Annotated in this window: 27 protein-coding genes; 15 read left to right on the top strand and 12 right to left on the bottom strand. The window is 62.8% G+C overall.

Annotation, left to right across the window (positions count from 1 at the left end; translation table 11 throughout):
• Window positions 1–9: 9 nt before the first annotated feature.
• Entirely contained in the window at window positions 10–1,167 is a 1,158-nt protein-coding gene (locus EYW45_RS17785) for a GGDEF domain-containing protein (RefSeq protein WP_161136752.1), read from the top strand.
• Window positions 1,168–1,195: 28 nt separating this feature from the next.
• On the opposite strand, the gene smpB is transcribed toward EYW45_RS17785, so the two are convergent.
• Window positions 1,196–1,675 (bottom strand): SsrA-binding protein SmpB, encoded by a 480-nt coding sequence (smpB, locus tag EYW45_RS17780; RefSeq protein ID WP_161136751.1) that lies wholly within the window; start codon window positions 1,673–1,675, stop codon window positions 1,196–1,198.
• 64 nt (window positions 1,676–1,739) lie between these two features.
• On the opposite strand from smpB, the gene EYW45_RS17775 reads away from it, so the two are divergent.
• The 5 genes from EYW45_RS17775 (at window position 1,740) to mmsB (ending at window position 5,999) form a co-directional block, all read left to right on the top strand.
• The gene (locus tag EYW45_RS17775) at window positions 1,740–2,174 is read left to right on the top strand and encodes a type II toxin-antitoxin system RatA family toxin (protein ID WP_161136750.1); all 435 of its coding nucleotides are present in this window, start codon (window positions 1,740–1,742) and stop codon (window positions 2,172–2,174) included.
• The gene (locus EYW45_RS17770) at window positions 2,164–2,490 is read left to right on the top strand and encodes an RnfH family protein (protein ID WP_161136749.1); all 327 of its coding nucleotides are present in this window, start codon (window positions 2,164–2,166) and stop codon (window positions 2,488–2,490) included. Before EYW45_RS17775 ends, EYW45_RS17770 begins: the two co-directional genes overlap by 11 nt.
• 135 nt (window positions 2,491–2,625) lie before the next feature.
• On the top strand, window positions 2,626–3,780 hold the full coding sequence (locus tag EYW45_RS17765; protein ID WP_161136748.1) for an acyl-CoA dehydrogenase family protein: 1,155 nt from the start codon (window positions 2,626–2,628) through the stop codon (window positions 3,778–3,780).
• A complete protein-coding gene (locus EYW45_RS17760; RefSeq protein ID WP_161136747.1) occupies window positions 3,777–4,958 on the top strand; it encodes an enoyl-CoA hydratase/isomerase family protein in 1,182 nt (393 codons plus the stop codon). The genes EYW45_RS17765 and EYW45_RS17760 overlap by 4 nt, the downstream gene beginning before the upstream one ends.
• A 93-nt stretch (window positions 4,959–5,051) precedes the next feature.
• Entirely contained in the window at window positions 5,052–5,999 is a 948-nt protein-coding gene (gene mmsB, locus EYW45_RS17755; protein ID WP_328703659.1) for a 3-hydroxyisobutyrate dehydrogenase, read from the top strand.
• Window positions 6,000–6,177: 178 nt separating this feature from the next.
• Here the strand turns inward: mmsB and ygfZ are convergent, their stop codons facing one another.
• Window positions 6,178–7,179, bottom strand: coding sequence for a CAF17-like 4Fe-4S cluster assembly/insertion protein YgfZ (gene ygfZ, locus EYW45_RS17750; protein ID WP_161137097.1), 1,002 nt, complete (start codon window positions 7,177–7,179; stop codon window positions 6,178–6,180).
• A gap of 175 nt (window positions 7,180–7,354) precedes the next feature.
• On the opposite strand from ygfZ, the gene mltG reads away from it, so the two are divergent.
• The 6 genes from mltG to EYW45_RS17715 all read left to right on the top strand — a co-directional run bounded on the left by mltG (window position 7,355) and on the right by EYW45_RS17715 (window position 13,564).
• Window positions 7,355–8,368: an endolytic transglycosylase MltG gene (gene mltG, locus EYW45_RS17745; protein ID WP_161136745.1), complete on the top strand. Its 1,014-nt coding sequence runs from the start codon at window positions 7,355–7,357 to the stop codon at window positions 8,366–8,368.
• Window positions 8,365–8,994 carry a dTMP kinase gene (gene tmk, locus EYW45_RS17740; protein WP_161136744.1) on the top strand — a complete coding sequence of 210 codons (630 nt, stop codon included), beginning with the start codon at window positions 8,365–8,367 and terminating at the stop codon, window positions 8,992–8,994. Before mltG ends, tmk begins: the two co-directional genes overlap by 4 nt.
• The gene (gene holB / locus EYW45_RS17735; protein WP_161136743.1) at window positions 8,991–10,061 is read left to right on the top strand and encodes a DNA polymerase III subunit delta'; all 1,071 of its coding nucleotides are present in this window, start codon (window positions 8,991–8,993) and stop codon (window positions 10,059–10,061) included. The genes tmk and holB overlap by 4 nt, the downstream gene beginning before the upstream one ends.
• Before the next feature lie 24 nt (window positions 10,062–10,085).
• Window positions 10,086–10,856, top strand: coding sequence for a TatD family hydrolase (locus EYW45_RS17730; protein WP_161136742.1), 771 nt, complete (start codon window positions 10,086–10,088; stop codon window positions 10,854–10,856).
• A gap of 254 nt (window positions 10,857–11,110) precedes the next feature.
• Entirely contained in the window at window positions 11,111–12,127 is a 1,017-nt protein-coding gene (locus EYW45_RS25050; protein WP_235939107.1) for an ankyrin repeat domain-containing protein, read from the top strand.
• Window positions 12,128–12,271: 144 nt separating this feature from the next.
• On the top strand, window positions 12,272–13,564 hold the full coding sequence (locus EYW45_RS17715) for a Glu/Leu/Phe/Val family dehydrogenase (RefSeq protein ID WP_161136741.1): 1,293 nt from the start codon (window positions 12,272–12,274) through the stop codon (window positions 13,562–13,564).
• Window positions 13,565–13,758: 194 nt separating this feature from the next.
• Here the strand turns inward: EYW45_RS17715 and EYW45_RS17710 are convergent, their stop codons facing one another.
• The 8 genes from EYW45_RS17710 to phrB form a co-directional block, all read right to left on the bottom strand.
• Window positions 13,759–14,532 carry an RsiV family protein gene (locus EYW45_RS17710; protein WP_161136740.1) on the bottom strand — a complete coding sequence of 258 codons (774 nt, stop codon included), beginning with the start codon at window positions 14,530–14,532 and terminating at the stop codon, window positions 13,759–13,761.
• 354 nt (window positions 14,533–14,886) lie between these two features.
• Window positions 14,887–15,663 (bottom strand): lipoate--protein ligase family protein, encoded by a 777-nt coding sequence (locus EYW45_RS17705; protein WP_202444782.1) that lies wholly within the window; start codon window positions 15,661–15,663, stop codon window positions 14,887–14,889.
• Window positions 15,660–15,938 (bottom strand): biotin--protein ligase, encoded by a 279-nt coding sequence (locus tag EYW45_RS24345; protein WP_202444781.1) that lies wholly within the window; start codon window positions 15,936–15,938, stop codon window positions 15,660–15,662. Before EYW45_RS24345 ends, EYW45_RS17705 begins: the two co-directional genes overlap by 4 nt.
• Window positions 15,939–15,941: 3 nt before the next feature.
• On the bottom strand, window positions 15,942–16,643 hold the full coding sequence (locus EYW45_RS17700; protein WP_161136739.1) for a glutathione binding-like protein: 702 nt from the start codon (window positions 16,641–16,643) through the stop codon (window positions 15,942–15,944).
• Window positions 16,644–16,745: 102 nt separating this feature from the next.
• Complete coding sequence (locus tag EYW45_RS17695; RefSeq protein ID WP_161136738.1) at window positions 16,746–17,243, bottom strand: glutathione peroxidase; 498 nt, start codon at window positions 17,241–17,243, stop codon at window positions 16,746–16,748.
• A 9-nt stretch (window positions 17,244–17,252) separates the two neighbouring features.
• Window positions 17,253–18,431, bottom strand: a complete 1,179-nt coding sequence (locus tag EYW45_RS17690; RefSeq protein WP_161136737.1) for an MFS transporter — start codon at window positions 18,429–18,431, stop codon at window positions 17,253–17,255.
• Window positions 18,432–18,442: 11 nt separating this feature from the next.
• The gene (locus EYW45_RS17685) at window positions 18,443–20,188 is read right to left on the bottom strand and encodes a methyl-accepting chemotaxis protein (protein ID WP_161136736.1); all 1,746 of its coding nucleotides are present in this window, start codon (window positions 20,186–20,188) and stop codon (window positions 18,443–18,445) included.
• Window positions 20,189–20,349: 161 nt separating this feature from the next.
• On the bottom strand, window positions 20,350–21,762 hold the full coding sequence (gene phrB / locus EYW45_RS17680; RefSeq protein WP_161136735.1) for a deoxyribodipyrimidine photo-lyase: 1,413 nt from the start codon (window positions 21,760–21,762) through the stop codon (window positions 20,350–20,352).
• 221 nt (window positions 21,763–21,983) lie between these two features.
• Here phrB and EYW45_RS17675 point away from each other — a divergent pair, with 221 nt between their 5' ends.
• Window positions 21,984–23,414 (top strand): CoA transferase, encoded by a 1,431-nt coding sequence (locus EYW45_RS17675; RefSeq protein WP_161136734.1) that lies wholly within the window; start codon window positions 21,984–21,986, stop codon window positions 23,412–23,414.
• A gap of 1 nt (window position 23,415) precedes the next feature.
• Window positions 23,416–23,772, top strand: a complete 357-nt coding sequence (gene arsC, locus EYW45_RS17670) for an arsenate reductase (glutaredoxin) (protein WP_161136733.1) — start codon at window positions 23,416–23,418, stop codon at window positions 23,770–23,772.
• Between the two features lie 152 nt (window positions 23,773–23,924).
• On the opposite strand, the gene EYW45_RS17665 is transcribed toward arsC, so the two are convergent.
• On the bottom strand, window positions 23,925–24,497 hold the full coding sequence (locus tag EYW45_RS17665) for a peroxiredoxin (protein WP_161137096.1): 573 nt from the start codon (window positions 24,495–24,497) through the stop codon (window positions 23,925–23,927).
• 181 nt (window positions 24,498–24,678) lie between these two features.
• Here EYW45_RS17665 and EYW45_RS17660 point away from each other — a divergent pair, with 181 nt between their 5' ends.
• Window positions 24,679–25,083 carry a hypothetical protein gene (locus tag EYW45_RS17660; protein ID WP_161136732.1) on the top strand — a complete coding sequence of 135 codons (405 nt, stop codon included), beginning with the start codon at window positions 24,679–24,681 and terminating at the stop codon, window positions 25,081–25,083.
• 204 nt (window positions 25,084–25,287) lie between these two features.
• Here EYW45_RS17660 and EYW45_RS17655 read toward each other — a convergent pair whose 3' ends face one another.
• Window positions 25,288–25,692: a DoxX family protein gene (locus EYW45_RS17655; RefSeq protein WP_161136731.1), complete on the bottom strand. Its 405-nt coding sequence runs from the start codon at window positions 25,690–25,692 to the stop codon at window positions 25,288–25,290.
• Window positions 25,693–25,819: the final 127 nt, after the last annotated feature.

Genomic DNA, 25,819 nt, shown 5'->3' with positions numbered 1-25,819 from the left:
TAGTTGTACATGACGCCTCAAAGTTTGTTGTGGATTACGGCGCTTGCCAGCGTAATGATGACGCTGGTGGCGATGTCGCTCATGCGTAGCGGCATTCCCGGCACGCGATTACTGGTGTGGGCCAATCTGGCGGTGATCGGGGCGTTGGTGCTGTCGCCATTGCAGCAGGTTCCTTCGATACCCGCCGTCTTCACCATCGTGCTTGCCAATGCGTTGATGGCGAGCGGTCTGGTGCTCGTGTACTCGGCCGCATGCCGGTTTTTCGGCTACACGGCGGCCCGTCCCATCTGGTACGGCGCGATCGGGATGGTCAGCGGCGGCATCGCCGCTTTTTATTATCTTTGGCCCAGTCTGGCGGCTCGCGTGGCCATCGCGTCACTGTTTGCCGCGGCCGTGTGCATGGCCGTTGCCATCCATATCTATCGCCATCGGCCGCTCGGCCGTCCCGTTTACCCCTATGCGTTTACGATTGGCGTCGCGGCGTTCGCCGCCGTGGGTTACACGTTGCGCGCCGTCGTTTATCTCTCCGGCGTCGAGTCGCCCCAGGCCAGTTTGATGTCGGCCACGACCTGGAATGCTATTTTCCTCACGGTTGGCGTCTTGATCATGCCCAGTTTGACGATCGGCATGATCATGATGGTGCACGATCGCATGCTGGCCGATCGAGAGCGTGAAGCGAACGTGGACGAACTGACGCATGCGGCCACGCGCAAGGCGTGGTGGAGCGCTGCGCAGCGTTGCCTGCGCGCCACCGAGCGCAGCGGTAAGCCGATGTCGCTGCTGATGCTCGACATCGATCTATTCAAACAGCTCAACGATACGTATGGACACGGCGGCGGCGATGCCGTGCTCAAGCATCTGGCGGCGCTCGGTCGGGCCGTATTGCGGCCGGAGGATCTGCTGGGGCGGTTCGGCGGCGAGGAGTTTGTCGTGCTCTTCAGCGCGACGGCGGAAGCAGACGCTGCCGCCATGACGCAACGCTGGGTGGAGGCGGTGCGGATCACGCCATGCGCTTATGACGGCAAGATCCTGAACTACACCTTCAGCGCCGGGCTGACGACCTGGAAACGGGGCGATACGCTACAGGCGCTCGTGCAACGTGCCGATCTCGCCCTGTATGCTTCCAAGGCCGACGGTCGGGATCGCGTCACGTTGCGTACGGCATGACGACCCGTAAGCGATATCGGGCCGTTAGCTACTCACTTTTCGCCGTTTCGCGGCGGGGAACGCGCGTGTCGTGCTTCATGATGCGGGTTTTTTCACGTGCCCAGTCGCGTTCGCGTTCGGAATCGCGCTTGTCATGCATCTTCTTGCCGCGGCCTAACGCGAAATCCAGCTTGATACGGCCATTCTTGTAATGCAGATTGAGTGGAACGAGCGTGTAGCCGCGTTGCTCGACCTTGCCGATGAGCTTGCTGATTTCTTCCGCATTGAGCAGCAGCTTGCGCGTGCGTGCGGCGTCGGGATGAATATGGGTAGAGGCGGTTGCCAGCGGGCTGACGTGCATGCCCAACAGGTAAAGTTCGCCATCGCGCACGATGACGTAGCTTTCCTTGAGCTGTACCCGGTTGTCCCGGATGGCCTTGACTTCCCAGCCCTGCAGCACCAGTCCGGCTTCGAACCGATCCTCGATGAAGTAGTCGTGGGTTGCCTTGCGATTTTCGATAATACTCATGCCGCCAAGTCCTGCCTGCGTGTAGCCGGTAAAATCCAACCATTCTAGCCATTTGCGATAGTCGATGCATACCGTTGAACGTACCGTCCTCGTCCCATACAGCGCCGCACAGATGTTCGAGCTGGTCGCGGACGTCGAAAAATACCCCGAATTCATGCCTTGGTGCGGCGGCGCCGAGGTGCAGCAGCGCGATGAGCACGGCATGCAGGCGTCGATCACGATCGCGCTTGCCGGCCTGCGTCAGCGCTTCACCACGCGCAATACGCACCAATATCCCGACCGGATCGACCTGCAATTGGTCGATGGGCCGTTTTCGTCCCTGAACGGCACGTGGCGCTTTCAGGCGCTGGACGATGAAGCATGCAAGGTGCTGTTTACGCTTGAGTATGCGTTTTCCAATCGCGCGCTCGAGATGCTGGTGGGGCCGGTGTTCAACCGGATTGCCACCAGTTTTATCGATTCGTTCACCAAACGCGCCAACGACAAGTATGGCGACTGAGTTCGTTGCGCCCGGGGCGGCCGACCAGCAGCTCCACGTCATCGTTTGCTATCCCGGCGAACGCAATATCTGGCAGTGTGAGGTGGCGCTCAGCCCCGGTGCCACGGTGGGCGACGCGCTTGCCGCCAGCGGTTTTGCACAGGCGTTTCCGGCCATCGATCCTTGGGAAGAGGGCGTCGGCGTTTTCGCCAGGCGCGCGGCCTCCCACGATCCAGTGGCCGACGGCGATCGCATCGAGATTTACCGCGGTCTGACCTTCGATCCCATGGTGTCGCGCCGCCGACGCGCGGCGCATCGCGCGCGACCCACGCGTTAGCGCGCTTTCGGCTTGTCTTGCTCGCGTCTGGGCGAATACGCATTTACGTTTACGTCAACGTCATGCAAAATCGTCCTATACGATGAGACGCGTGGGCCGTTGGCCCGGCGCGCCGAGGATAACGGAGACAACAACGTGGATTTCGAACTCAACGAGGATCAGCGCGCGATCGTTCAAGCGGCGCGCGAATTTGCAGAAGGTGAGCTGGCGCCCCACGCTGCACGCTGGGATGCCGAATGTATTTTCCCGCGTGAGGCTTTTGCGCGGGCAGGCGAAATGGGGTTTTGCGCCATCTACGCCGACGAGACGATTGGCGGTCTCGGGCTGCCGCGGCTCGATGCCACCCTGGTATTCGAGGAAATGGCCGCGGTCGACCCCTCCACGACCGCATTTCTCACGATTCACAATATGGCGACGTGGATGGTGGGCAAGTGGGGCAGCCAGGCACTGCGTGATGCCTGGGGCGCGCAGTTGGCGTCGGGTGCCAAACTGGCGTCGTATTGTTTGACCGAGCCTAACGCGGGGTCCGACGCGGCTTCGTTGCGTACCCGGGCACGCCTCGATGGCGATCATTACGTGCTGGATGGATCCAAGGCCTTCATCTCGGGTGGGGGCGATACGCAATTGCTGGTGGTCATGGCGCGTTCGGGCGGTGAGGGTCCCAAGGGCATCAGCGCCTTCGCCGTGCCCGCCGATCTGCCTGGCATCACTTATGGCCGCAAGGAAGACAAGATGGGCTGGAACAGCCAATCCACGCGGCAGATCACCTTCGAAAACGTGCGCGTGCCGGCGGCGTACCGGCTGGGCGAGGAGGGAGAGGGGTTCACGATCGCGATGCGCGGGCTGGACGGCGGCCGGATCAATATCGGCACCTGCTCGGTAGGCGCCGCGCAAGGCGCGTACGACGCGGCGCGCCGCTATCTGACTGAGCGCAAGCAATTCGGCCGGCCGCTGGCCGACTTTCAGGCGTTGCAATTCAAGCTGGCGGATATGGCGACCTCGATCGTGTCGGCACGCCAGATGGTGCGTTTGGCCGCCTGCAAACTGGATCAGGGCAACGCCGATGCGGCAACGTACTGCGCCATGGCCAAGCGGTTTGCAACTGACGCCGGGTTTCAAGTGTGTCTGGATGCGCAACAGATCCACGGCGGCTATGGTTATCTGCGAGACTATCCGCTGGAGCGTCTGGTGCGCGATACGCGCGTGCACCAGATCCTCGAAGGCACCAACGAAATCATGCGCGTCATCATTGCGCGCCAGTTGATCGAAAAAGGAGCGGATTTGCGATGAATGCCCCAGTACTGTTCGATACGCAAGCAGCGGCCAATGGCATGCGTATCGGCGTGGCCACGCTGAACGCGCCACAAACGTTGAATGGGTTGGATCTGGAAATGGTGCAGCGGCTCTATGAGCAGTTGCAGTTATGGGCCGACGATGCCGAAGTCGCGGTGGTCATGCTCAAAGGCGAAGGGGGCAAGGCCTTTTGCGCCGGCGGCGATCTCCATGGGCTGTATCGCAGCATGCAGCAGAATGCGTCCGACGATGCCTGGAACAACGATTACGCCCGGCGATTTTTCGAGTCCGAGTATCGGTTGGACCACTTCATTCATCACTATCCCAAGCCAGTGCTGTGCTGGGGTCACGGCATCGTGATGGGCGGGGGCATCGGCTTGATGATGGGGGCGAGTCACCGGGTGGTCACCGAGACCTCGCGGTTGGCCATGCCCGAAATTACGATTGGATTGTTTCCTGATGTGGGCGGCAGTTGGATGCTGAACCGCATGCCGGGCAAAACCGGGCTCTTCCTGGCGTTGACGGGGGCGCAGATCGGCGGCTCGGATGCATTGTTCGCAGGGCTGGCCGATTTCATGGTCGAGTCCAAGTCGCTGCCGGACATCATGGCCAGCCTCTTGGAACAGCCTTGGGCAGGCCATGCGGCCGGACGCGCCCTGGGCGATGAGACCACAGGTGCCAGCGGCCGTTCGATCAACGACGGTCTGTTGCGTCACGTGCTGAACGCACATTCGGCGCCGCCCCCGTCGCCCGGGCCATTGCGCCAGAACGCGTTTCAGATCAACAGCCTGTGCAGCGGCAACCATCTCGACCAGATCGTCGATGACTTGCGCGATCTGGCGGGGCATCAGGACGCCTGGCTGGCACGTGCGGCCACCACGCTGGAGCACGGCTCGCCCGGATCGGCCCGACTGGCCTTCACGCTGCAACAGCGGACGCGGTTGATGTCGCTGGCCGATGTGTTTCGCACGGAATACATCGCGGCGCTGGCCTGCACGGTGCACGGCGATCTGAAGGAGGGCATCCGTGCGCTGCTGATCGACAAGGACAAGCGGCCGCGCTGGCACCCTGCCTCGCTGGCCGACGCCGATGCCGAATGGGTGCAGCGCTTCTTCCGCGCCCCCTGGCCGGAAGGGCAAGCGCACCCGCTGGCGGATCTGGGAGGAATCGCCTGAAGGGACGTTTGCGCGACGTTGCATATCGGGCGGCCGGTGCACATCCGGCCGCCGAATTGAACTGCAACATCGCGACGGCAACACAAGAACCGCATTGCAGTATCAGAACAACACGATGCATATCCATGCTCACCACGGAGACAAACCATGACTCGCATTGCATTTATCGGCCTGGGCAATATGGGTGCGCCTATGGCGCACAACCTGGTCAAGGCCGGACATGATCTGACCGTTTACGACCTGTCGGCGTCTGCCGTCGCGCAGTTGACGCAGGCCGGCGCCAGCGCCGCCGCCGATGCGGCCAGTGCCGTGGCCAATGCCGAAGTGGTCATTACGATGCTGCCGGCCAGCCTGCATGTGGAACGGCTATATCTGGAAGACGATTTGCTCGGCCGGGTGGCGCCCAGCGCGCTGGTGATCGACTGCAGCACGATTTCGCCGGAAAGCGCCCGCAAGGTCGCAGAAGCCGCGCAGGGGCGCGGGATTGCCATGATCGATGCGCCGGTGTCCGGCGGCACCGGTGGCGCGGCTGCGGGCACCCTGACGTTCATCATGGGCGGCGACGAGGCCAACGTCGCCCGAGCTCGTCCGATCCTGGAGAAGATGGGGAAAAACCTGTTTCACGCCGGCGGCGCAGGCGCGGGTCAGGTCGCCAAGATCTGCAACAACATGCTGTTGGGCATCCTCATGGCCGGCACCTCGGAAGCGCTCGCGCTCGGCGTGGCCAACGGCCTGGATCCCGCAGTGCTTTCGGAAATCGTGGCCAAGAGTTCCGGCCGTAACTGGGCCACCGAGCTCTACAACCCCTGGCCGGGCGTCATGCCGCAAGCCCCGGCGTCCAAGGGCTACGCGGGCGGGTTCGGCGTGGATCTGATGTTGAAAGATCTTGGATTGGCTGCCGAATCGGCGATGACGACGCGCTCCGCTGTGCCCCTTGGAGAACTGGCGCGCAATCTGTTTGCGATGCACAGCGCGGGCGGCAGCGGCAAGCTCGATTTCTCGAGCATCCTGCAGCTCTACACCCGGGCACCGCAAAAGTAAGGGTCCGCAGGGTCCGCTAAGGACCCTCGGCACGCGATGCCTGAAGGACGCGCGACAATCCGGCCGCGCGTTCATGCTTCGTGACTGCGGCCTGCCGGTCAGATGCCATCTATCGGCATGTTCCACATCCCGGCTCGAGGCGATTCTGCCTTGAGCCAACCCGCGTTGCGAACGCGCGCTACGCCAAGGCGTAGGGTAACGGCTGTACGTGGATGACCGGACCGTCGGCGGCGCCAAGGCGCAGGTCGCCTTCCGGGAGTGAGGCCAGTGTGGTTTCGAACACCAGCGCGACGGCACCATGGCCGGCGGCATCCAGCACCCGGCCGCAGGGTTCGTCAGGATTGCGGGCGTCGAAAATATCCAGATTCCGCAAGCCATCCGTATCGGCAGCGGCGCCGCCGGCGAGCGTACCAAGCGCCATCCGGCGTTTGACCGTGCCACGGTAGTGGCTGCGCGCCACGACTTCCTGGCCGGGATAGCACCCCTTCGTAAAACTTACCCCATCCACGAGGTCCAGATTGAGGGTTTGCGGGATGAAAACGTCCTGCGTGGGTGCGCTGACCCAAGGCAGGCCTGCCTGCAGATCTTTCATGCGGAAGCTGGCCGCCACCCCTTCGCTCGCACGATCGCGCAAAGTGGGCAAGGCCACGTCACGCTGCGCTTCGTCTGCCACCCACCACCAGCGTGTCGCCGCTTCGGCGACGGGCGCGGCAATCCAGGTGCCGCTCGGCAGATGTGCCGCGCGCCACGGCGTCACGGGCACGGCGCCCGCAGCGTCGAGGATGGTCTGCTGCGCGGCAGCTTCAGCCTGAACACCCCACACCTGCAATTCAGGAAACGAGAATTTGACCTTCGCACGCAGCACGAACATCGAGAGCTTTTTGATCACAGCTTCGGCGATGTCGGCACGCAGGAAGCCTTGAATCACCGGATCGCCGTTTTCGGCGGGCGCGGCATGCCAGAACACCATCGTGGCCAGCAGGCGGCCTTTGGCCGTACAGTACCCGGCGAAGCGGGCAGCGTCAGGTCCGAGACCGGTCACGTCGTGCGTCAATTGCCCATGCAGGAAGGCGGGCGCGTCGGCGCCCGTGGCTGCGAAAACGCGAAATTCGGGAAGTGGGGCGAATTGCGCCCCCGCGATGGCGGGTAGCTCGGCGCCGGCATGTGCAGCCGGCGAAATGTCGGAAACCGAAGGCGAAGTCGAAGCGTCCAAAGTCACGGGGAGGCCTTATGCATGGTGTCTCTAAAGGCAGGATGATATACCCCGGCGCTGGTAAATCGTCGATTGCCCCCGACGGCTGTCCGGCTATGTGCCGAAGCTGGCCGGGGCGCAATCCATTACACTTCGCACTCCTATGAAAAAGCGTATTTTTATCTTCCTGTCGTGCGGCCTGCTGGCGCTGGTCCTCCTCGTAGCCGCCGGTGTTGGCGCGGCCTGGTATTGGGCAACGCAGCCGATATCGATGACCGCCGACAAAGTCGATTTCGTGGTCGAACCCGGCAGCAGCGTACGCACGATCGTGCGGCAACTCAATGCGTCCGGATTGACCGTATGGGAGCCCGGCTTCGTCTGGATGGCGCGGTTGAGCGAGCAAGACAAGCTCATCAAGGCGGGCGGATATGAAGCCTCGCGCGGCGATAGCCCGTGGCTTTTGCTTACGCGCATGGCGCGCGGCGATATGAGCCAACGCCAGGTAACGTTGGTCGAAGGCTGGAACATGCGGCAGATTCGCCAAGCGCTGCGCGCGCATCCGGATGTGAAGCAAACGCTGGACGGCGTCAGCGACAAGGACATCGTGGCTCGCCTGGGTGGCACCGGCGACAGCCTTGAGGGCCTGATCTTTCCGGATACCTACGTTTTCAGCCCTGGAACCTCCGACTTCGATCTGCTGCGCCGCGGCTACAAGGAGTCGCAAGCGATCCTGGCCGAGATATGGGCCGAGCGCGATCCCGATCTGCCGCTGGCCGACCCCTATCAATTGCTGATCCTGGCGTCGATCGTCGAGAAAGAGACGGGTCACACCCAGGATCGCGATCGGGTGGCTGGCGTGTTCATCAACCGGCTGCGGATCGGCATGCCGCTGCAGACCGATCCCACCGTGATCTACGGCATGGGCGAGGCGTATGACGGCCGAATTCGCAAGCGCGACCTGCAAACCGATACGCCGTGGAATACCTACACCCGTAACGGTCTGCCGCCCACGCCGATCGCCAGCCCGGGACGGGCCGCGTTGCGCGCGACGGTCCATCCCGAGACCCATAAGTTTCTGTATTTCGTTTCCCGCGGCGACGGCACCAGCGAATTCGCCACCAATCTGGCCGATCACAATCGCAATGTTTCCCGCTTTATTCTCGGAAGAACACCATGACGCAACAACGCGGTCGTTTCATCACGCTTGAAGGCGTGGATGGTGCGGGCAAAAGCACGCACATCGCGTGGCTGACCGATGCCGTGCGCGCCCATGGCGTTTCGGTTGTGTCCACCCGCGAACCCGGCGGCACACCCTTGGGCGAGCGGTTGCGGGCGTTGGTGCTGACCGAACCCATGGCGCTCGAGACCGAGACCCTGTTGATGTTTGCCGCGCGTAGCGAACATGTGCGCACCGTCATTCAGCCCGCGCTCGAGGCCGGCGAGTGGGTGGTGTGCGACCGCTTCACCGACGCGACCTATGCCTATCAGGGCGGGGGCCGTGAACTGGGTGCGTCGCGTATCGCGACATTGGAGCAATGGGTGCATCCGTCGTTTCAGCCCGATCGCACCTGGCTTTTCGATGTGCCGCTCGAGGTTGCACGCGCCCGGCTGGCCGACGCCCGCGAACCCGATCGCTTCGAGCGCGAAGGCGCGGCGTTTTTCGAGCGTACGCGAGCCGCGTATCACGCCCGAGCGGCCGCCGATCCCGAACGCTTTCGTATCATCGACGGCACGCAGAGCATTGCCGCGATTCGCGAGCAATTGGAAGCCTCCCTGGCCGACATGATGGCTGCCAGCGCATGAGCCTGCCGCGCTTTTATCCGTGGCAGCGCGATTTGGCCCAGCAGTGGCTCGGCGACCGTGAGCGTTTCGCCCATGCCTGGCTGCTGCACGGGTTGACCGGCATCGGCAAGGTGACGTTTGCGCATGCGGCCGCGGCCAGTCTGCTGTGCGAGCGGCCTGTGAATGGATTGGCCTGCGGCGATTGCCCATCGTGCACCTGGATGGCAAGCGGCAATCATCCCGATTTTCGGCGCATTCGGCCTGAAGCGGTGGCGGTGGAAGAGGGCGCGGATGCGCCCAGCGATGCGGACGAGGGCGATGGGGGCGGTGAGAGCGCCGCGCCGGCTTCCGGCAGCGCCAAGCGGGCACCCTCCAAGGATATCCGTATCGACCAGATCCGTGCATTGGGCCCTTGGTTCAACATGGCAACGCATCGCGGCGGATGGCGAGTGGCGCTGCTGTACCCCGCCGAAGCGCTTAACGTGATGGCCGCCAACGCGCTTTTGAAAATTCTCGAAGAACCTCCCGAGCACACGATTCTCCTGATCGTGGCCGATGCGCCCGACCGCCTGTTGCCGACGTTGTTGTCGCGATGCCGCCGGCTGCCGATGGCGACGCCGGACAGCGTACAGGCGCTACTCTGGTTGGGTGAGCAGGGTGTGGCAACGCCCGATGCTTGGCTGGCAGCGGCCGGCGGCGCGCCGCTCGCTGCACTGGAACGCTCGCAAACGCGCGAATTCGCATGCCCGGAATGGGCCGCCGCGCTATTGCAGGCCCTCGCACGTGGACAACCGCCTGACGTTGGCGCGATGGCGGACACGATCGAAAAAACCCCTGCCACCGAGTGGATCGATACCCTCCAGCGGCTGTACATCGATCTGTCGCTGGCCCAGGTTGGGGCACCGGTACGCTATTTTCCCGCCTTGGCGAAAGCCAGCGCGGCTGCCGCGGCCCGTGCCAAGCCCGAGCCCTTGGCGGAGGGCGCGCGATGGCTGACTCGCCAGCGCACATTGGCCACACATCCCTTGAATGCCAAGCTTTTCATCCATGCGGCGCTGCAGCGCGTGGTGCTATCCTGCCAGGCTTGATATCACTTTAAGCCTTGCCGCGTTATGTACGTCGATTCGCATTGTCATCTGAATTTCCCCGATCTGGCCGCCGATCTGCCCGCGATCCTTGACCGCATGGCGCAAAATCAGGTCACGCATGCCTTGGTGGTGAGCGTGAATCTGCCCGATTGGCAGGGCTTGATCGACGGCGTGATGCCGTATCCTCATTTGTGGGCCTCGGTTGGCGTGCATCCCGACTATGAGGACACGATCGAGCCGACCGCCGAGCAGCTCATTGCGCTCGCCGCGCACCCCAAAGTCATCGCCATTGGCGAAACCGGTCTGGATTACTTTCGCCTCAAAGAGCCACTGGACTGGCAACGGGATCGCTTTCGCACCCATATTCAGGTGAGCCGCGAGACCGGACTGCCGCTCATCATCCATACGCGGGCTGCGCCCGACGATACCTTGCGGATCATGCGCGAGGAAGGGGCGCAGCAGGCAGGGGGCGTCATGCACTGCTTTACCGAATCGTGGGAAGTGGCGGAAGCGGCGTTGGCGTTGGGCTTTTACATTTCGCTTTCCGGGATCGTCACGTTCAAGAACGCGACCACGCTCCACGATGTGGCTTCTCGCGTGCCCCTGGATCGCCTGCTGATCGAAACGGATTCGCCATATCTGGCGCCGGTGCCTTTCAGGGGCAAAACCAACGATCCCTCGAAGGTGATGCACGTGGCCGAGAAGATTGCCGAGTTGCGGGGAATTTCGGTTGCCGATGTCGCACGTGCCACGACCAATAATTTCTTCACGCTGTTCGGCAAGGCGCAGCGCTAGGGATTGCGGCGTCATCCATGGTGACGCCGTTGCTTCTGATTCACACCGCTGGCGCCGACGTCGTGGTCATCTTAAAGTAAATTCTAGATATATTAAAAAAACCGTCTTGAATCAGTGGTTTGGGACGTATATTTAAACCTAAATATTTAAAGTGAAAACATTGAAGTAAACCCTCATGTTCGGGCATGTTGCGTGCTTTGAAGGCGGGTTTCCAGGAGACAGCCATGGTGGGACCGATCATTCGGCGCGTAACGATGCAAACACTTTTTGCATGTGGTTTTGCGCTCTTCGCCGCCCAAGCGGTGGCTGACGAAGCAAGCGACTGGTGGGTGTATGTCACCAACGACCACGCGCATCGCATCGCGCCCCTGCTCAAGCAGGGTGCCAATCCAAATCGGGCAACGCCCGATGGTCAGCCGACGATCATGCAGGCCATGCGAGACAAGGCCTGGAAAGTTTATGACTTGGTTGCCGCAGATCCGCGTACCGACGTCAACGCTGCCAACCGTCAAAACGAAACGCCGTTGATGTTTCTGGCTGTGCTCGGTGAAACCACGCGTGCCAAGGCGCTGATCGCGCGTGGTGCCCAGGTTAATCGTCTGGGCTGGACGCCTCTGCACTACGCGGCATCCAAGGGCAAGATCGATACGGTCAATCTGTTGCTCGCACAGCGCGCCATTGTTAACGCACCCGCGCCGGATGGCACGACGCCCTTGATGATGGGGGCTTACTCCCGCAGCAAACCAGTGGTCGATCGCCTGCTCGCCGCAGGTGCGGACCCAACCACGCGTAATCTTCAAGGGTTGAGTGCGGCCGATTGGGCGCGCTCGGTGAAGGAAACGCGTCTGGCAGAAACGCTCGAATCCGCCAGTGGCGTGCGTGATCGGGAACGTCGTGGCAGTGCCGATCGACCGGTCCCCGGCGAGAACGCATCCAACGGCGGGTCCCGTGGCGGCGCAGCAGCGGGTGGCGGCGGCGTGATGTTTGGTGGCGGTGGAGGCAGCGGTGGGTCGTCTGGTTCGGGCGCAGGCGGCGCGGATCCTGAAAGCCGATTGGCGCCCACGAGCGGCAGTCGTGCAGGGGCGCAATCCGCGGGCGGTTCAGGCGTAGGCGGCAATGCAGGCGGTGCTGCGCCGGGAGCGGCCTCGGGCACGACGGGTTCCAATGGCGGCGCAAACGGCAGCACCTCTGCTGGACAGTCTTCCGGCGTCGGCGGTGTACGCGGGCTGGGGCTTGGAAGCCAGGATGACGAATTGCCGGATTCCCCTTAGGATGAGCGGTGCAGCGATACGCTGCACAAACGCAACATGACGCCGTCAAATCAATATGTCCCTAATTAATTTTATTTAAATTTAATTGGGGCCATATTGGTTTGTTCGTTAGAATGCTGCCATCCCAATCAATGGAGACCGCGCATGTCGTCTTTACCGCCCGCCGATGCTTTGCCGTCCTATCTCGATCCCACCCACCTTGGTCCTTGGGGGGTTTACCTCCAGCAGGTCGATCGGGTGGCGCCTTATCTGGGTTCGCTGGCACGCTGGGTGGAAACGCTCAAGCGACCGAAACGTGCGTTGATCGTCGATGTACCGATCGAACTCGACAATGGTCGGGTGGCGCACTTCGAAGGCTATCGCGTGCAGCACAACACCTCGCGCGGTCCCGGTAAGGGCGGTGTACGGTTTCACCAGGATGTGACGCTGTCGGAAGTGATGGCGCTCTCGGCGTGGATGTCGATCAAGAATGCGGCAGTCAACCTGCCGTTTGGCGGTGCCAAGGGCGGCATTCGCGTGGATCCGCGCACGCTGTCGCAGTCCGAACTCGAACGCATGACGCGCCGGTACACCACCGAGATCGGCGTCATCATCGGCCCGTCCAAAGACATTCCTGCGCCAGACGTGAATACGAATGCGCAAACGATGGCCTGGATGATGGATACGTACTCCATGAACGAAGGCCTGACGTCCACCGGCGTGGTGACGGGCAAGCCGATCGCATTGGGGGGGAGCTTGGGTCGCGTCGAAGCAACGGGTCGCGGCGTGTTCGTCGTCGGCTGCGAAGCCGCGCGTGACATCGGTTTCGACGTGGTCGGTGCGCGCGTGGTCGTTCAGGGCTTTGGTAACGTGGGCGGCACCGCTGCGCGTCTGTTCCACGAAACCGGTGCAAAAGTCATCGCCGCGCAAGATCACACCGGCACGATTCACAATGAATTCGGCCTGGATGTGCCCAATCTGCTGGCCCACGTGGCTCAGCACGGTGGTGTGGGCGGATTTGGCGGCGCCGAAGCCATCGACAGCGACACCTTCTGGGCGCTGGAAACCGAATTCCTGATCCCGGCGGCTCTGGAAAGCCAGATCCATGCCGGCAACGCCGATAGCGTGCGCGCCAAGGTCGTGGTCGAGGGCGCCAACGGTCCCACGACCCCCGAGGCCGACGATATCTTGCGTGACAAAGGCATTCTGGTCGTCCCCGACGTCGTCGCCAACGCCGGCGGCGTCACGGTCAGCTATTTCGAGTGGGTGCAGGACTTCTCAAGCTTCTTCTGGAGCGAAGACGAAATCAATCATCGCCTGGAGCGCATCATGCGCGACGCGTTCGCCGCCGTATCCCACGTCGCCCGCGAGCATTCGGTCACGCTGCGTACCGCCGCGTTTATCGTGGCGTGCACGCGCATCCTGCAAGCACGCCAGGTGCGCGGCTTGTATCCGTAAGCGGTGAGGGCGCCGGACGGCATCTGAGTTGCCACCGGCGCTGCAGGCAATGAAGCGTTGTCGGACACTCCCCGTGGCGATAGGTGGGTAGGCGAATGCTGAATTGACGCCAGACCACGACCAATGAGAAACGCCCGCATCGCGGGCGTTTCTCATTGTTATATGTGCGGGTGGGTGCCGCATCCGTAAAGCCTTTACTTCGGCATCCATCCCGGCCGCAAGATGCCTTGCAGCGCGGTATAGGGGATCGTGAGTTCAGGTTGGCCGGCGGCATACGGGGCAATGACGTAAGCGTCGTACTTGAGCACCATGCCGTCGGACGTGAGGGCAAAATTGTCGGTTTCCTGGAATGGCCACATCCGGTTGAAAGATGCCGGGTCGCGTTTGGCATCGTCCACGGTCTGCTTCCAGCGCGTGTGCGCGGCACGCATGGCTTCCACGAAGGCCGCGCGTCGTTCAGGTATCACCACTTCATCCAATGCCACCACGCGATCGCGCGCCCGATCCCAATTGAGAAACTGTGTGGCCGGGATGGCGTGCGCCGCCCCCGTCAGGGTTTGCGTGGTGCCCAATTCGACCACGATCAGATTGCCGCTGCTCGCGCGCACCTTGCCCCGCAGCGATGTGGCATCCCGAGCTTGCGCGGTTTGCCAGAAGTAGTCGACGTATCCGGCAATCGTGTCGTACGGCAGGTTTTGCTGGCGATCGACGCCGGTCATGAAGGCGAGCACGTGGTCGACCAGTTCGGTGAGCTTGGGTTCGCCGGGGAAGGCCACCGAATCGATGTCGATCGTGGGGCACTGGCCGGTGCAGCCCGGCTTGGTACGCGACCATTTGACCGAGACGCTGCCGGCATCGCCGGGAGTGCCGGACGAGGCGCTGGACGGTGCCTTCTGATTGGCAAGGCTGATCGTATCTTTGGGCGATGAGCCACAACCCGCGAGCAGAACGGCGGTCGCGATCAACATGCTTTGCGCGGCTCGACGGACCGGTCGGAAAACGAAAGATGAGCGCCCGACGATCGGTGCAGAAGCGAAAATATCCGTCACAACGTTCCTATTGTTTAAAGCGCGCCATGGGGGGCGCGCGGAATCAAGCGGCCGGGGCCTCACAGGCGCCGCGAAGCATCACATTCGAATGATGTCAGCCTCCGCGACCATAACGCAACCACAACGCGCTCATGCGTCGGCCGTCGGAGCGCTCAAGCGCCACCCTTCATCATCAAGCACCCACTCGAGCGTCCACGACCGCGGCGCAGCCAAGATCAAGCCGTTTGGCGGGCACGCCATCTCAATACGCGACGCCGTAGCGCCCCGCGGTGATCAAGGGACGATGGCGATCCAGTCTTCCCGCGAAAAGCGTTCGGTAACCTGCTTGCCGGCCAAGCGCATCTCCTCATCGGTGACGGCACCTTCGGTCAGACCATAACGCGCGCGGAAAGTGTCCAGCATGCGCGCAATGATGTCTTCGCGGGCCATGCCGGTCTGCGTACGCAAGGGGTCGACACGCTTTTTGGCGCTCGTCGTACCCTTGTCGGACAGCTTCTCCTTGCCGATGCGCAGCACCTCAAGCATTTTGTCGGCATCGATGTCGTAAGCCATCGTGACGTGGTGCAGGACGGCGCCTGCGCGCCGGGCTTGGGCCGCGCCGCCGATCTTTCCGGCATCGGACGCAATGTCGTTCAAGGGCTGGTACCACGCACGAATGCCCAGCGAGCCCAAGGCTTCGAGCACCCAGTCGTCCAGGTAGGCGTAGGATTCCTGGAAGCTCATACCCTTCACCAGCGCCTCCGGCGCATAGATCGAATAGGTAATCGTGTTGCCGGGTTCGACGAACATCGCGCCGCCGCCGCTGACGCGCCGGACGACTTCGATGCCATGGCGCGTGGCGCCTTCAGGGTCGATTTCGTTGCGCAGCGATTGAAACCGCCCGATCACCACGGCGGGCTTCAGCCATTCCCAGATGCGCAGTGTCGGCGGCCGTCGGCCTGCGCCCACTTCATCGGCCAATACGGCGTCCAGCGCCATGTGGGTGAGCGGCAACTGCGGGGCGTCGTGGATCAGTTGCCAGTCGTAGTCTTTCCAGTCGGTACGTGTCATGAACGTGCGCGGGCCACGGCTGTGGCGACCGCTTCAGGTGAGAAGCCGAACATTTCGGTGGTGGGCGGCAATGCCTGCCGGACGGCGTGCGCCAGATCGGCTTCGGGCGCATCGGCCGGCAAGCCGCGCAGCGCGGTGTCGATGAGGTCGAGCGCCTCGGGGGGCTCGAGAAAGAAATCGCCGCTGATCTGAACGGCCGTGAATCGGCCGGCATCGATCGTGACATCGGCCACGACGAGTTTTCCGCCGGGTACTTTGAATTCGCCGTGACTCATGGCTTATCCTCGTTGGGCACTGGTCTGACCGAAGAGGATCTTTCGCGATGCCTCATCGTTGACGGCAGGCGTGGTGTTGATCGTGTCGGCCAAGGCGTAAGCGCGCTGGGTGGCTGGACGAGCGGCAATGGCGTCGAACCAGCGCTTCAGATTCGGGAAATCGACAAGGTTCTGGCCTTGGCGCTCGTGCGGGACGATCCAGGGGTAGCTGGCCATGTCCGCGATCGAATAGGCGTCGCCCGCGATAAACTCGCGATCCGTCAAACGCCGATCCAGGACCCCGTACAAACGGTTGGTCTCATTGACGTAGCGGTCGATGGCGTACGCAATCTTCTCCTTGGCATAGGCCTTGAAATGATGATTCTGGCCCGCCATGGGACCGAGGCCGCCCATCTGCCAGAACAGCCATTGCAGGGTTTCATTGCGGCCGCGCAGGTCGGCCGGGATGAATTGCCCGGTGCGGTCGGCGAGATAGAGCAGGATGGCGCCGGATTCGAACACCGAGATCGGCTCACCGCCATCCGCAGGTGCCGTGTCGACGATGGCCGGAATGCGGTTATTGGGTGCGATGCTCAAGAACTCAGGTGTGAACTGATCGCCCTTGCCGATATTGATCGGATGGATGGCGTAGGGCAGCCCCGACTCCTCGAGAAACAGCGTGATCTTGTGACCATTAGGCGTGGTCCAGTAATACAGGTCGATCATCACATCTCCTTGCTGGTTCGATACGCGGATGCCGAATTAGAGACTGGGGCGATGCAGGAGCGTTTCGCTCGACTGGCATCCTCGCCGGCCACGTCCCCGCAATTAAACGGGTTGTGTTTGCCCGATGGCGGCCACGATGGCGGGCGTCATGCTCTCGGGCGTGTCGGTCGGCGCAAAGCGTTTGATGACCGTGCCGTCACGGCCCACCAGAAACTTGGTGAAATTCCACTTGATGGCTTCGGTGCCCAGAAGTCCCGGTTTGGACGACTTCAGCCAGGCGTAAAGGGGATCGGCATCGTCGCCGTTCACGTCGACCTTGGCGAAGATCGGAAAGGTGATGTCGTACGAGGTCTCGCAAAATTGCTTGATCTCTTCATCCGAACCCGGTTCTTGATGGCCGAACTGATTGCACGGAAAACCGAGCACGGTCAGACCGGTGTCGCGATAAGCGCGGTACAGCCGCTCCAGGCCGGCGTATTGCGGCGTGAAGCCGCACTTGGAGGCGACATTGACCACGAGCAAGACGCGGTCGCTATAGGTCGCCAGCGGCACTTGAGTGCCATCGTTGCCGCGCACCGAAAAGTCGAATATCGAAGTCATGACATCTCCCTAGCCAGAGGAGGTGAGTGTAGCCGGGTCGAGGGGGCGCCGCCCGTAATAGCGGGTTCCCCATAGGGTTACCGCAAAAGCGGCAACGCCCAGGCCGGCGGTGATCCAGGGCAGGTCGGTCAGGGCGCCGCCCTGTTTGAGGGCCATGCTTCCCATCCAGGCGCCGGCGGCATTGCCGAGATTGAAGGCGCCCTGGTTGAGCGTGGACGCCAGATTGGGTGCGTCAGCCGCCTGGTCGACGATGAGCGTCTGCAACAGCGGCACCACGGCAAATCCCAGCGTGCCCCACAGGAACAGGGTGAGCAACATCGGCCCAACATGGTGGATCGCCTGCGTCAGACCAAGGAAGACGAGGATCAAGCCGAAGAACACCCACCGCAGTGAGGCTTCGAGATGCCGGTCGCCGAGCTTGCCGCCCAGCGTACTGCCTACGGTGAGTGCCACACCGAAAAACAGCAGCGCGCCACTGACCCAACGTTCGGAAAACCCGGTGACCTGCGTGAGAATCGGCGTAATGAAGGTAAACACGCAAAAGAGCGAGGCCGATGCCAATGCGCTGGCCGCGAGTGGCCACACCACACGCACATCCTTCAGCACGCGAAACTCGCTGAGAATATTGGCCGGTTTCATGGGGATACGCCCGGGCAGCCAGGCCGCCAGCGCCACCACCGCTGCAAGCCCGATCACCGACACGCACCAGAAGGTCGAACGCCAGCCGGCGATCTGGCCCAAGGCGGTGCCCAAGGGCACGCCCAGTACGTTGGCCAGGGTGAGCCCCGTAAACATCAGTGCGATGGCGCTGGACCGCTGATGCCGCGGTACCAGTTCCGCCGCGACGACCGCCCCCAGCCCGAAAAACGCGCCATGGCAGAAGGCGGTGACCACGCGCGCCGCCATGAGCATCCCGTAGTTGGGCGCGATCGCACACAGCACGTTTCCCAGCACAAACGTGCTGGCCAGAAAAATGAGGGTAGCTTTGCGGGGCTGGCGTGCCGTGCACACCGCCATGATCGGCGCGCCGATCACCACGCCCATGGCGTATCCGGTGATCAGCAGCCCTGCGGCATCGAGGGTGACCTTGAGGTCGAGCGCCACATTGGGGAGCAACCCCATGATGACGAATTCGCTGGTGCCGATGCCGAAAGCGGCGGCGGCGAGGGCTAGGATAGGGAGCGGCATGGGCCGCGATTCTATCCGATCGTGGCGACCTCGCGGACGCGGCGCGGTGCCGTGACACCACTGGATCGTGCCGTTGCCGGTGAAGACGGCAATGTTGGGCGCTTCAACGCGCTGGGGGATGCCGCCGCCAGCGGCGGGACGTTATCCAGCCGGAAGACCGAGATCGCATGCTGGAGCGCGTCGCCCTGAAGATTGAGCACATGCACCGAGCCGCTGGTCACTTCGACCAGTTCGGCATTGCGTTGCGCGGCCTGGCCGGTGGCGGCAATGCTGTTGCGCACGTCATTCATGTCGATGAGCTGGGTCGCCGTGGCGTCGGTCATTTCGCGCATGATGTCGCTTACCCGAGCGACCGAGTCGAGCACGTCGCTCATGGCACGTCCGGAATCTTCCACGCACTGGGCACCGTGACTGATGACTTGCTCGGAAGCTTCGATCACGCGTTTGATTTCCTTCGCGGCGCCGTCGCTCTTGAGCGCCAGGTTGCGCACTTCGGAGGCGACCACGGCAAACCCCTTGCCCTGTTCGCCGGCGCGGGCGGCTTCGACTGCCGCATTCAGCGCCAGGATATTGGTCTGAAAAGCGATACCCTCGATCATGCCGACGATTTCGGAGATCTTGTTTGAGCGTTCGACCACGCCGTGCATGGCGGTGGTTGCCTCGCGCACGATGGCGCCTCCCTTGCGGGCGACGTCCGACGATTGCGCGGCCAGACGATTGGCGCGGTCGGCCGCCGAGGCCATTTCCGCCACGCTATCGGCCAGCGCGCCCATGCGGCTGTCGGCGGCATCGAGCAGGGCATTCTGTTCGAGCGTGCCGTGGCGCAGGGCTTCATTGCTCTGCGTGATGGCATGCGCCTCACCCCGCAACTTGCCGACGCTTTGCGCCACGTCGTACGTGATGCTGATCAGACTCTTGCGCATGATGTCCATGGAGAGCGTCAGGCGTGACGCGGCGCCGTGGCCGCCATCCCATTCGCTATCCACATCGCGCATCAGATTACCCGTCGCAATTTGATCGGTGGTGTGGGTGGGGCCGGTCAGACTACGAACGGCCGCACGCCACACGGCGAACTGCGTGGCCACGATCGCCAGCGCCCCGACGGTGAGAACGCCGGGCAGAAAGTAGGGCGTGAGGCTGGCCGGCACCGCGTCGGCATGCTGGGCCGACCAGGCCGTTGCCGCCACGGCACCCAGCGCAACCACGCCGCTGGCCAGACTGCGTGCGCCCAGCGCACCGCCCAGACCGAATCGTTCGCTGCCCGGCACCCAGGCGCGCCAGCCGCGCGGACCCAATCGGCCACCAGACACGCCCACATGGGCGCGGCCCAAGCCATCTTCTTCGTCGCACAGGGCGATGTAGGCCGCTTCCGCAATCTCGATTTGATCGCGCGACGGTTTGACGCGCACCGACGCGTACGACACACACTCGCCGTGTTCGATAACGGGCACGACGGTGGCAAAAACCCAATAGAAATCGCCATTGGCGCGACGGTTCTTGACCATCCCGGACCAGCGCCGGCCTGACTTGAGCGTGGACCAGAGATCCGCAAAGGCGCCTCGCGGCATGCCTGGATGGCGCACGATATTGTGATGCGCGCCGTAAAGCTCATCTTTGTCGTAACCGCTCACCTCGACGAATGCCGGATTGGCATACAGGATGCGGCCTTCGAGATCCGTGCGGGAAATCAGGTACTGGTCGTCGCGAAGCACATACTCGTGATCGGTGACGGGACGCGCGGCGGTTGAGTCAGGCATGTGTGCGATTGTTAGATTCTGATACCAATCTCGCGATGATCTCCCGTATCGGCCAAAGGCTATTTGATAAATATCAAATTGATGAGGAATTACCCCAATATCAGATATCACCCAACCATCGATGCATCACGATGGTTGCGCTTGCCCATTCGACAACCGCATTACCCCAGCGCCTTGAACACTTCAAGTGCACGCTTGCGCGTCGCTTTCAGATCGACGATGGCCTCTGGATAGCCGGCGTCGCGCCGCTGTTGCGCGGAGGGCGCATGAATGTCGCGATCGTTCAAGTCGGCGAGTTCCGGTACCCATTTGCGGATGTACCGGCCCTGCGGATCGATGTTGCGTGACTGCGTCTCGGGATTGAAGATCCGGAAGTAGGGCACTGCATCCGCACCCGTCGAGGCGCTCCACTGCCATCCGCCGTTGTTGGAGGCCAGATCGCCATCGATCAGATTGGCCATGAACCAGGCCTCGCCCTTGCGCCAGTCGATCAACAGATTCTTCGACAGCAGCATCGCCACGAGCATGCGCAGCCGATTGTGCATCCAGCCCATCTCCATCAACTGACGCATGCCGGCATCGATGATGGGAAAGCCCGTGCGGCCAGCGGTCCAGGCGTCGAACGCATCCGGATCGTCACGCCACGGAATGCCGCCCGTGGCAGGCTTCATTGGGGCATGCATGGAAAGCGATGGATTGGCGGCCATCAAATGTTGATAGAACTCGCGCCAGAGCAGTTCGGTGATCCACGTAGTGATGCCTTGCTTGCCGCTGTCGAGTTCGCCGTGATTGGCGGCAAGCGCAGTGCGCAGGCACTGTCCGGGAGAAATCACGCCGGCCGCCAGATAAGGCGAGATTCGGCTCGTGCCATCCACGGCGGGCACATCACGCTCGGTTTTGTAGTGCGCGATCGCATCGTTGGCGAATGCTTCCACGCGCGCCAGGGCGGCATCCTCGCCGGCCGGCCACATGCTGTGCAGGGCACGATCGGGTGCGTGATAACCGGGCACGCTTTTGGGGATCGCATCACTCGACGTGGGCGCTTTGGCCTGCTTGTGCGGCAAAGGCACCGTTCGCGGCGGCGCCGATTGCAAGCGTTCGCGGCAGGCGCGGGCATAGGGGGTAAAGACCTTATAGGCCTCGCCTTTACCCGTTACCACCGATCCCGGTATCAACAAAGACGAGCCGTGATGCACCGTCCACGACACCCCTTCGTCATCCAGCCGCTCGACCGTCGCGATATCGCGGCGGCGCTCGTTGATGCCCCATTCGGCATTGGCGTGGACGGCCGTCACAGCGTGCGCCTTGCATAAGGCCGCCAACTTCTCCGGCACATCCTGCCAATCATCGGAATGGATGATCTTCAGCGGTACGTTCAAAGCATCGAGCGCCTGCTGCAACGCGGCCAGGTTGCGCAACCAGAAATCGACTTTGACCGGCGCTTCGCGATGGGCCTGCCACTGTACCGGGGAAATGACGAAAACAGCCAGGGTAGGGCCATACGCCATAGCCTCGGCAAGCGCAGGATTGTCGTGCACGCGCAGATCGGTGCGGAACCAGCAGATAGCGTTCATGATCGAAGGGCCGTACGGGCAAAAAGAAGACAAGGCAGCACTATGCCTGAATCGGCGTGCGGCCATGGTGCAGGGTGTGACCGAATTTGACCCACCTCGACGAATTTGACCCGCCTCGCTTCGGGCCGTGTAATGCGTAGGTCGACGTCGTCGCCATGCGCCACGCGCGAACGGAAAGCGCTGCAGACCGCATGCGATCAACCTTTCTCAAGGAGCGCCATATGTCCTCGTCTTTGACCACCGCCCTGGAGGCGTCGCCGCCTGTGTCGCCTGGAGATGCCCTGCGTGAGCTATGGCGTCATGCCGGCATGCCGCCGGCAACGCTTTCGCAGATGAGCCTGACGGGTGGCGATCCCGTGCTGCCCTCGTCATTTGCCGTCGGCACGGCGGCGCAGGCAAGCCTGGGCGCGGCAGCGTTGGCTGCCGCCCAGATCGACGTGGCGCGGGGCGGTACGCCGCAACGGGTGACTGTGGACATGCTGCATGCCGCGCAAGAATGCCGCAGTTATTTCCAGGTGGACGGCGAGACGCCGGAAATCTGGGACAAGATCACCGGGCTCTACCCATGCGCGGATGGCTGGGTGCGCATTCATGCCAACTTTGCGCATCATCGCGATGGCGCGTTGCGGCTGCTGGGCTTGGCGACGGGGCCAAACACGGGGCGCGCCGAGGTTGAAGCAGCGTTGCGCGAATGGTCCGCCGAGGCCTTCGAGTCGGCAGGCGCGGAGGCGGGGATTGTGGTGTCGGCCATGCGATCGTTCGAGCAATGGGATGCCCACCCTCAGGCTGACGCGATCGCCCGGTTGCCGGTGTTCACCCTCGAGCGCATCGGGGATGCACCACCACGCGCCTGGCCCGAGCGTGCGCCCGGCGAGCGGCCGCTGGCGCATGTGCGCGTGCTCGAGCTCACACGCATCATTGCCGGCCCGGTGTGTGGCCGTGCACTCGCCGCGTACGGCGCGGATGTAATGTTGATCAACGCGCCCGATCTGCCCAATATCAGTACCTTGATCGAGACAAGTCGGGGCAAGCTGTCCGCCCATGCGGATCTGTGTACTGCGGTGGGACGCGAATCGCTCAAGCGGCTGTTGACCGATGCGCACATTTTCGTTCAGGGCTATCGGCCCGGTGCGCTTGCGGGGCTGGGTTTTGGACCGCATGAGGCGGCCGCGTTGCGGCCAGGCCTTGTGTATGTGTCGTTGACGGCCTATGGTCACGAAGGGCCTTGGGCAGGACGCCGCGGATTCGATTCGCTCGTGCAGACGGCCACTGGGTTCAATCACGCCGAAGCGGCCGCCGCCGGCCAGTCGAAGCCGCTCGCGCTGCCGGTGCAATTGCTGGATCACGCGTCGGGCTACTTGATGGCCTTGGGCGCCCAGGCGGCGCTGTGGCGGCAAGCGCAGGAAGGTGGGTCGTGGCACGTGCGCGTATCGCTGGCGCAGACGGCAAAATGGGTGCGCGGGCTGGGGCGCATCAAGGATGGCTTGTCAATTGCCATGCCGCCCGTGGACAATGTGCTCGAAACGTCCGAATCTGGATTTGGCGCGCTGACCGCAGTGCGGCACGCCGCCCGGTTTTCAGACACCCCTGCATGCTGGCCGCGGCCGTCGATGCCGCCAGGCACCCATCCTCCTCTTTGGCCGACCGATTGATATGTCGCATCCCCCTACCATCTATCACAACCCGCGTTGTGGCACGTCGCGCGCCGTATTGGAAATCCTGCGCGAGAGCGGCGAGGAGCCCACGATTGTCGAATATCTGAAAGACACGCCTTCCCGCCCGGTGCTCGCGGGCTTGATCGCCCAGGCCGGTATCCCCGTGCGCGATGCCGTGCGCACAAAAGAATCGCTGTATGCCGAACTTGGGCTCGACGCGCCTGGCGTCACTGACGATCAGTTGCTCGATGCCATGATCGAACATCCGATCTTGATCAATCGGCCGTTTGTGGTGACCGCGAAGGGCACACGCCTATGCCGCCCGGCCGAGCTGGTGCGCGAGTTGTTGCCCTGATGCATCAGATGCATCAGGTGCAGCAGGTGCAGCGTCCGTGCGGTTCGCAGGTGCGGCGTCGAGGTAGGGAGAGCTGACGCGACAGCCTGAGACGTTCGCCTGATATTCTGGCCCGGCACGTTCGCCCCATGCGGAAGACGGTTGCGCCAAGCCTACTGCGGATTCTTGGTTCGCCAGGTTTTCAGGGCCTGCAGCGTCTCGGCCACGTGGCGGTCGGGACTCGAGGCCGCGTAGGCCTCGATCACCTTGCCGTCGGGCGTGATCACATACGAGATGCGCTGCGCCGACGTGGCCGATATGCTGCCCGCTGCATCGTAGGCCTTCATGATGCGGCCGTCCTTGTCGGCGGCGACCGCAAACTTGCCCTGGCATTCGCTTTCGGAAAAGCGTTTGAGGGTACCGATGTCATCCCCAGATACCCCAACCACCGTAGCACCCAGTGCGGTGTATTGAGGAATGGCCTCGGCAAAGTTGCGCGCTTCGATCGTGCAGCCCGACGTAAACGCCGCGGGATAGAAATACAGCACGACCGGACCCTTGGCGAGCGTGGCGGCGAGATCGAATGTAAAGGGTTGGCCCCCTTTGGCCGCTTCCGCCTTGAAGTCGGGCGCGGCATGACCCAGCGGCAACGCTGCCTGTGCAACGGCGCCCGCCAGACTGAAGAAAGCGCTGGCACTCAAGGCGAGCACACCGGCAACTACACGTTTTTTCGCGATCGTGCGCATTCCTTTCCCTTTATCGAGCTGCCGGCCGACGGGGCCGATGCGCTCATTATCGCTCAAGCCGTTGCGTCCACAGGCGGCTCTTCGCGCGGGCTCAGCCCTTGCTTGCCTGCGCTGAGCTACCGATTGCAGCAGGCAACCGCCGCAACGGTTCAATGCATAGCACCTTTATTGGGAGCACAACATGAGCACACGGCTATTTCCTGCCACTCAGGGCGCCACGTCGATGCACGGGCGCATTGTCGCGCCAGGTTCGCGCGCGATCGGCATCGCATTGATGTTGGGATTGGCGACGGGGGGCGGTGCAGCGGTCGCGCAGGGCATGCAAACCACGCAACCGGCGCCTGCAGCGGTTTATTCGCCGCCTTCAACCGTTACGGGTGAGACGAACATGCAGCGTGCACCATCGCCCGTGCGTGTGGTGCCCAATCCCGGTGCGGCAAGCACGCAAACAACACCGCGAGCGCCCGCGATCACCCCGCAACGCGCGGCGCCATCGCCGGGTATGCGGGCCGTCGAGCCCATTCAACCCACGCGTCCGGTCACGCCGCCACGCTATACACCGCCGCCCACGCGCCAGTATCGTTAATCGCGCCAGGCGACGGGTTGGTCTGGCAGCCCCCGCCCCGAATCCGGCTCCTGAAGGGCTACGGATCGGCTACGGATTGGCTCTTGAGCGGCTTTTGAGCACATACCGAAATACCGAGCGAGTACCGAGCGGTTACTGTGGGCGCATCAGCGCGCAGCATTGAAAAAGGCCCCGAGAGGGGCCTTTTGACTGCATGAGTAGCTGTTAGTTGTAGCGTCCGCCCGTGCCGCCGACGCTGAAGCGCCCGGCACCGAAAAGCGCAACGGCGATCGATGCAAACAGGAACATCCCTTGCAACTCAAGCGCCCAGCCGCCTTGACCGGTGAAGCTGGCGATGCTGCCCATGTGGGCCAGACCGATGGCGACCAGCATGTTGATCGCGATCACCCAGCCGGCGATGCGCGTGAACAGGCCGATGATCATCAGCACGGGCGCCACGACTTCGCCGACCAGGACGAAGTAGGCGAGGAACCCCGGCAAGCCGTGCGACGACAACATGCCGGCAATGCCACCCACGCCGCTTTTGATTTTGAACAGACCGTGCAAAAGGATCAGTACGCCCAAGGCAACTCGAATAACCAACTTGCCCGCGTCGTCGGATTTAATCATGGTGTTCTTCTTAAAAAAGTTATGCGTCCGATCGAAGACCGGGCTGCTTTGCAAGCGATTGCCCGAAAGTGATTCGCATTATGCAAAAGGCCACGCAATTACTCAAGCATTCGGGGTCGAGCACACG

This window comes from Schauerella aestuarii, assembly GCF_009866805.1.
GTDB lineage: Bacteria > Pseudomonadota > Gammaproteobacteria > Burkholderiales > Burkholderiaceae_B > Schauerella > Schauerella aestuarii.
This window is presented reverse-complemented; position numbering and strand designations above follow the sequence as displayed.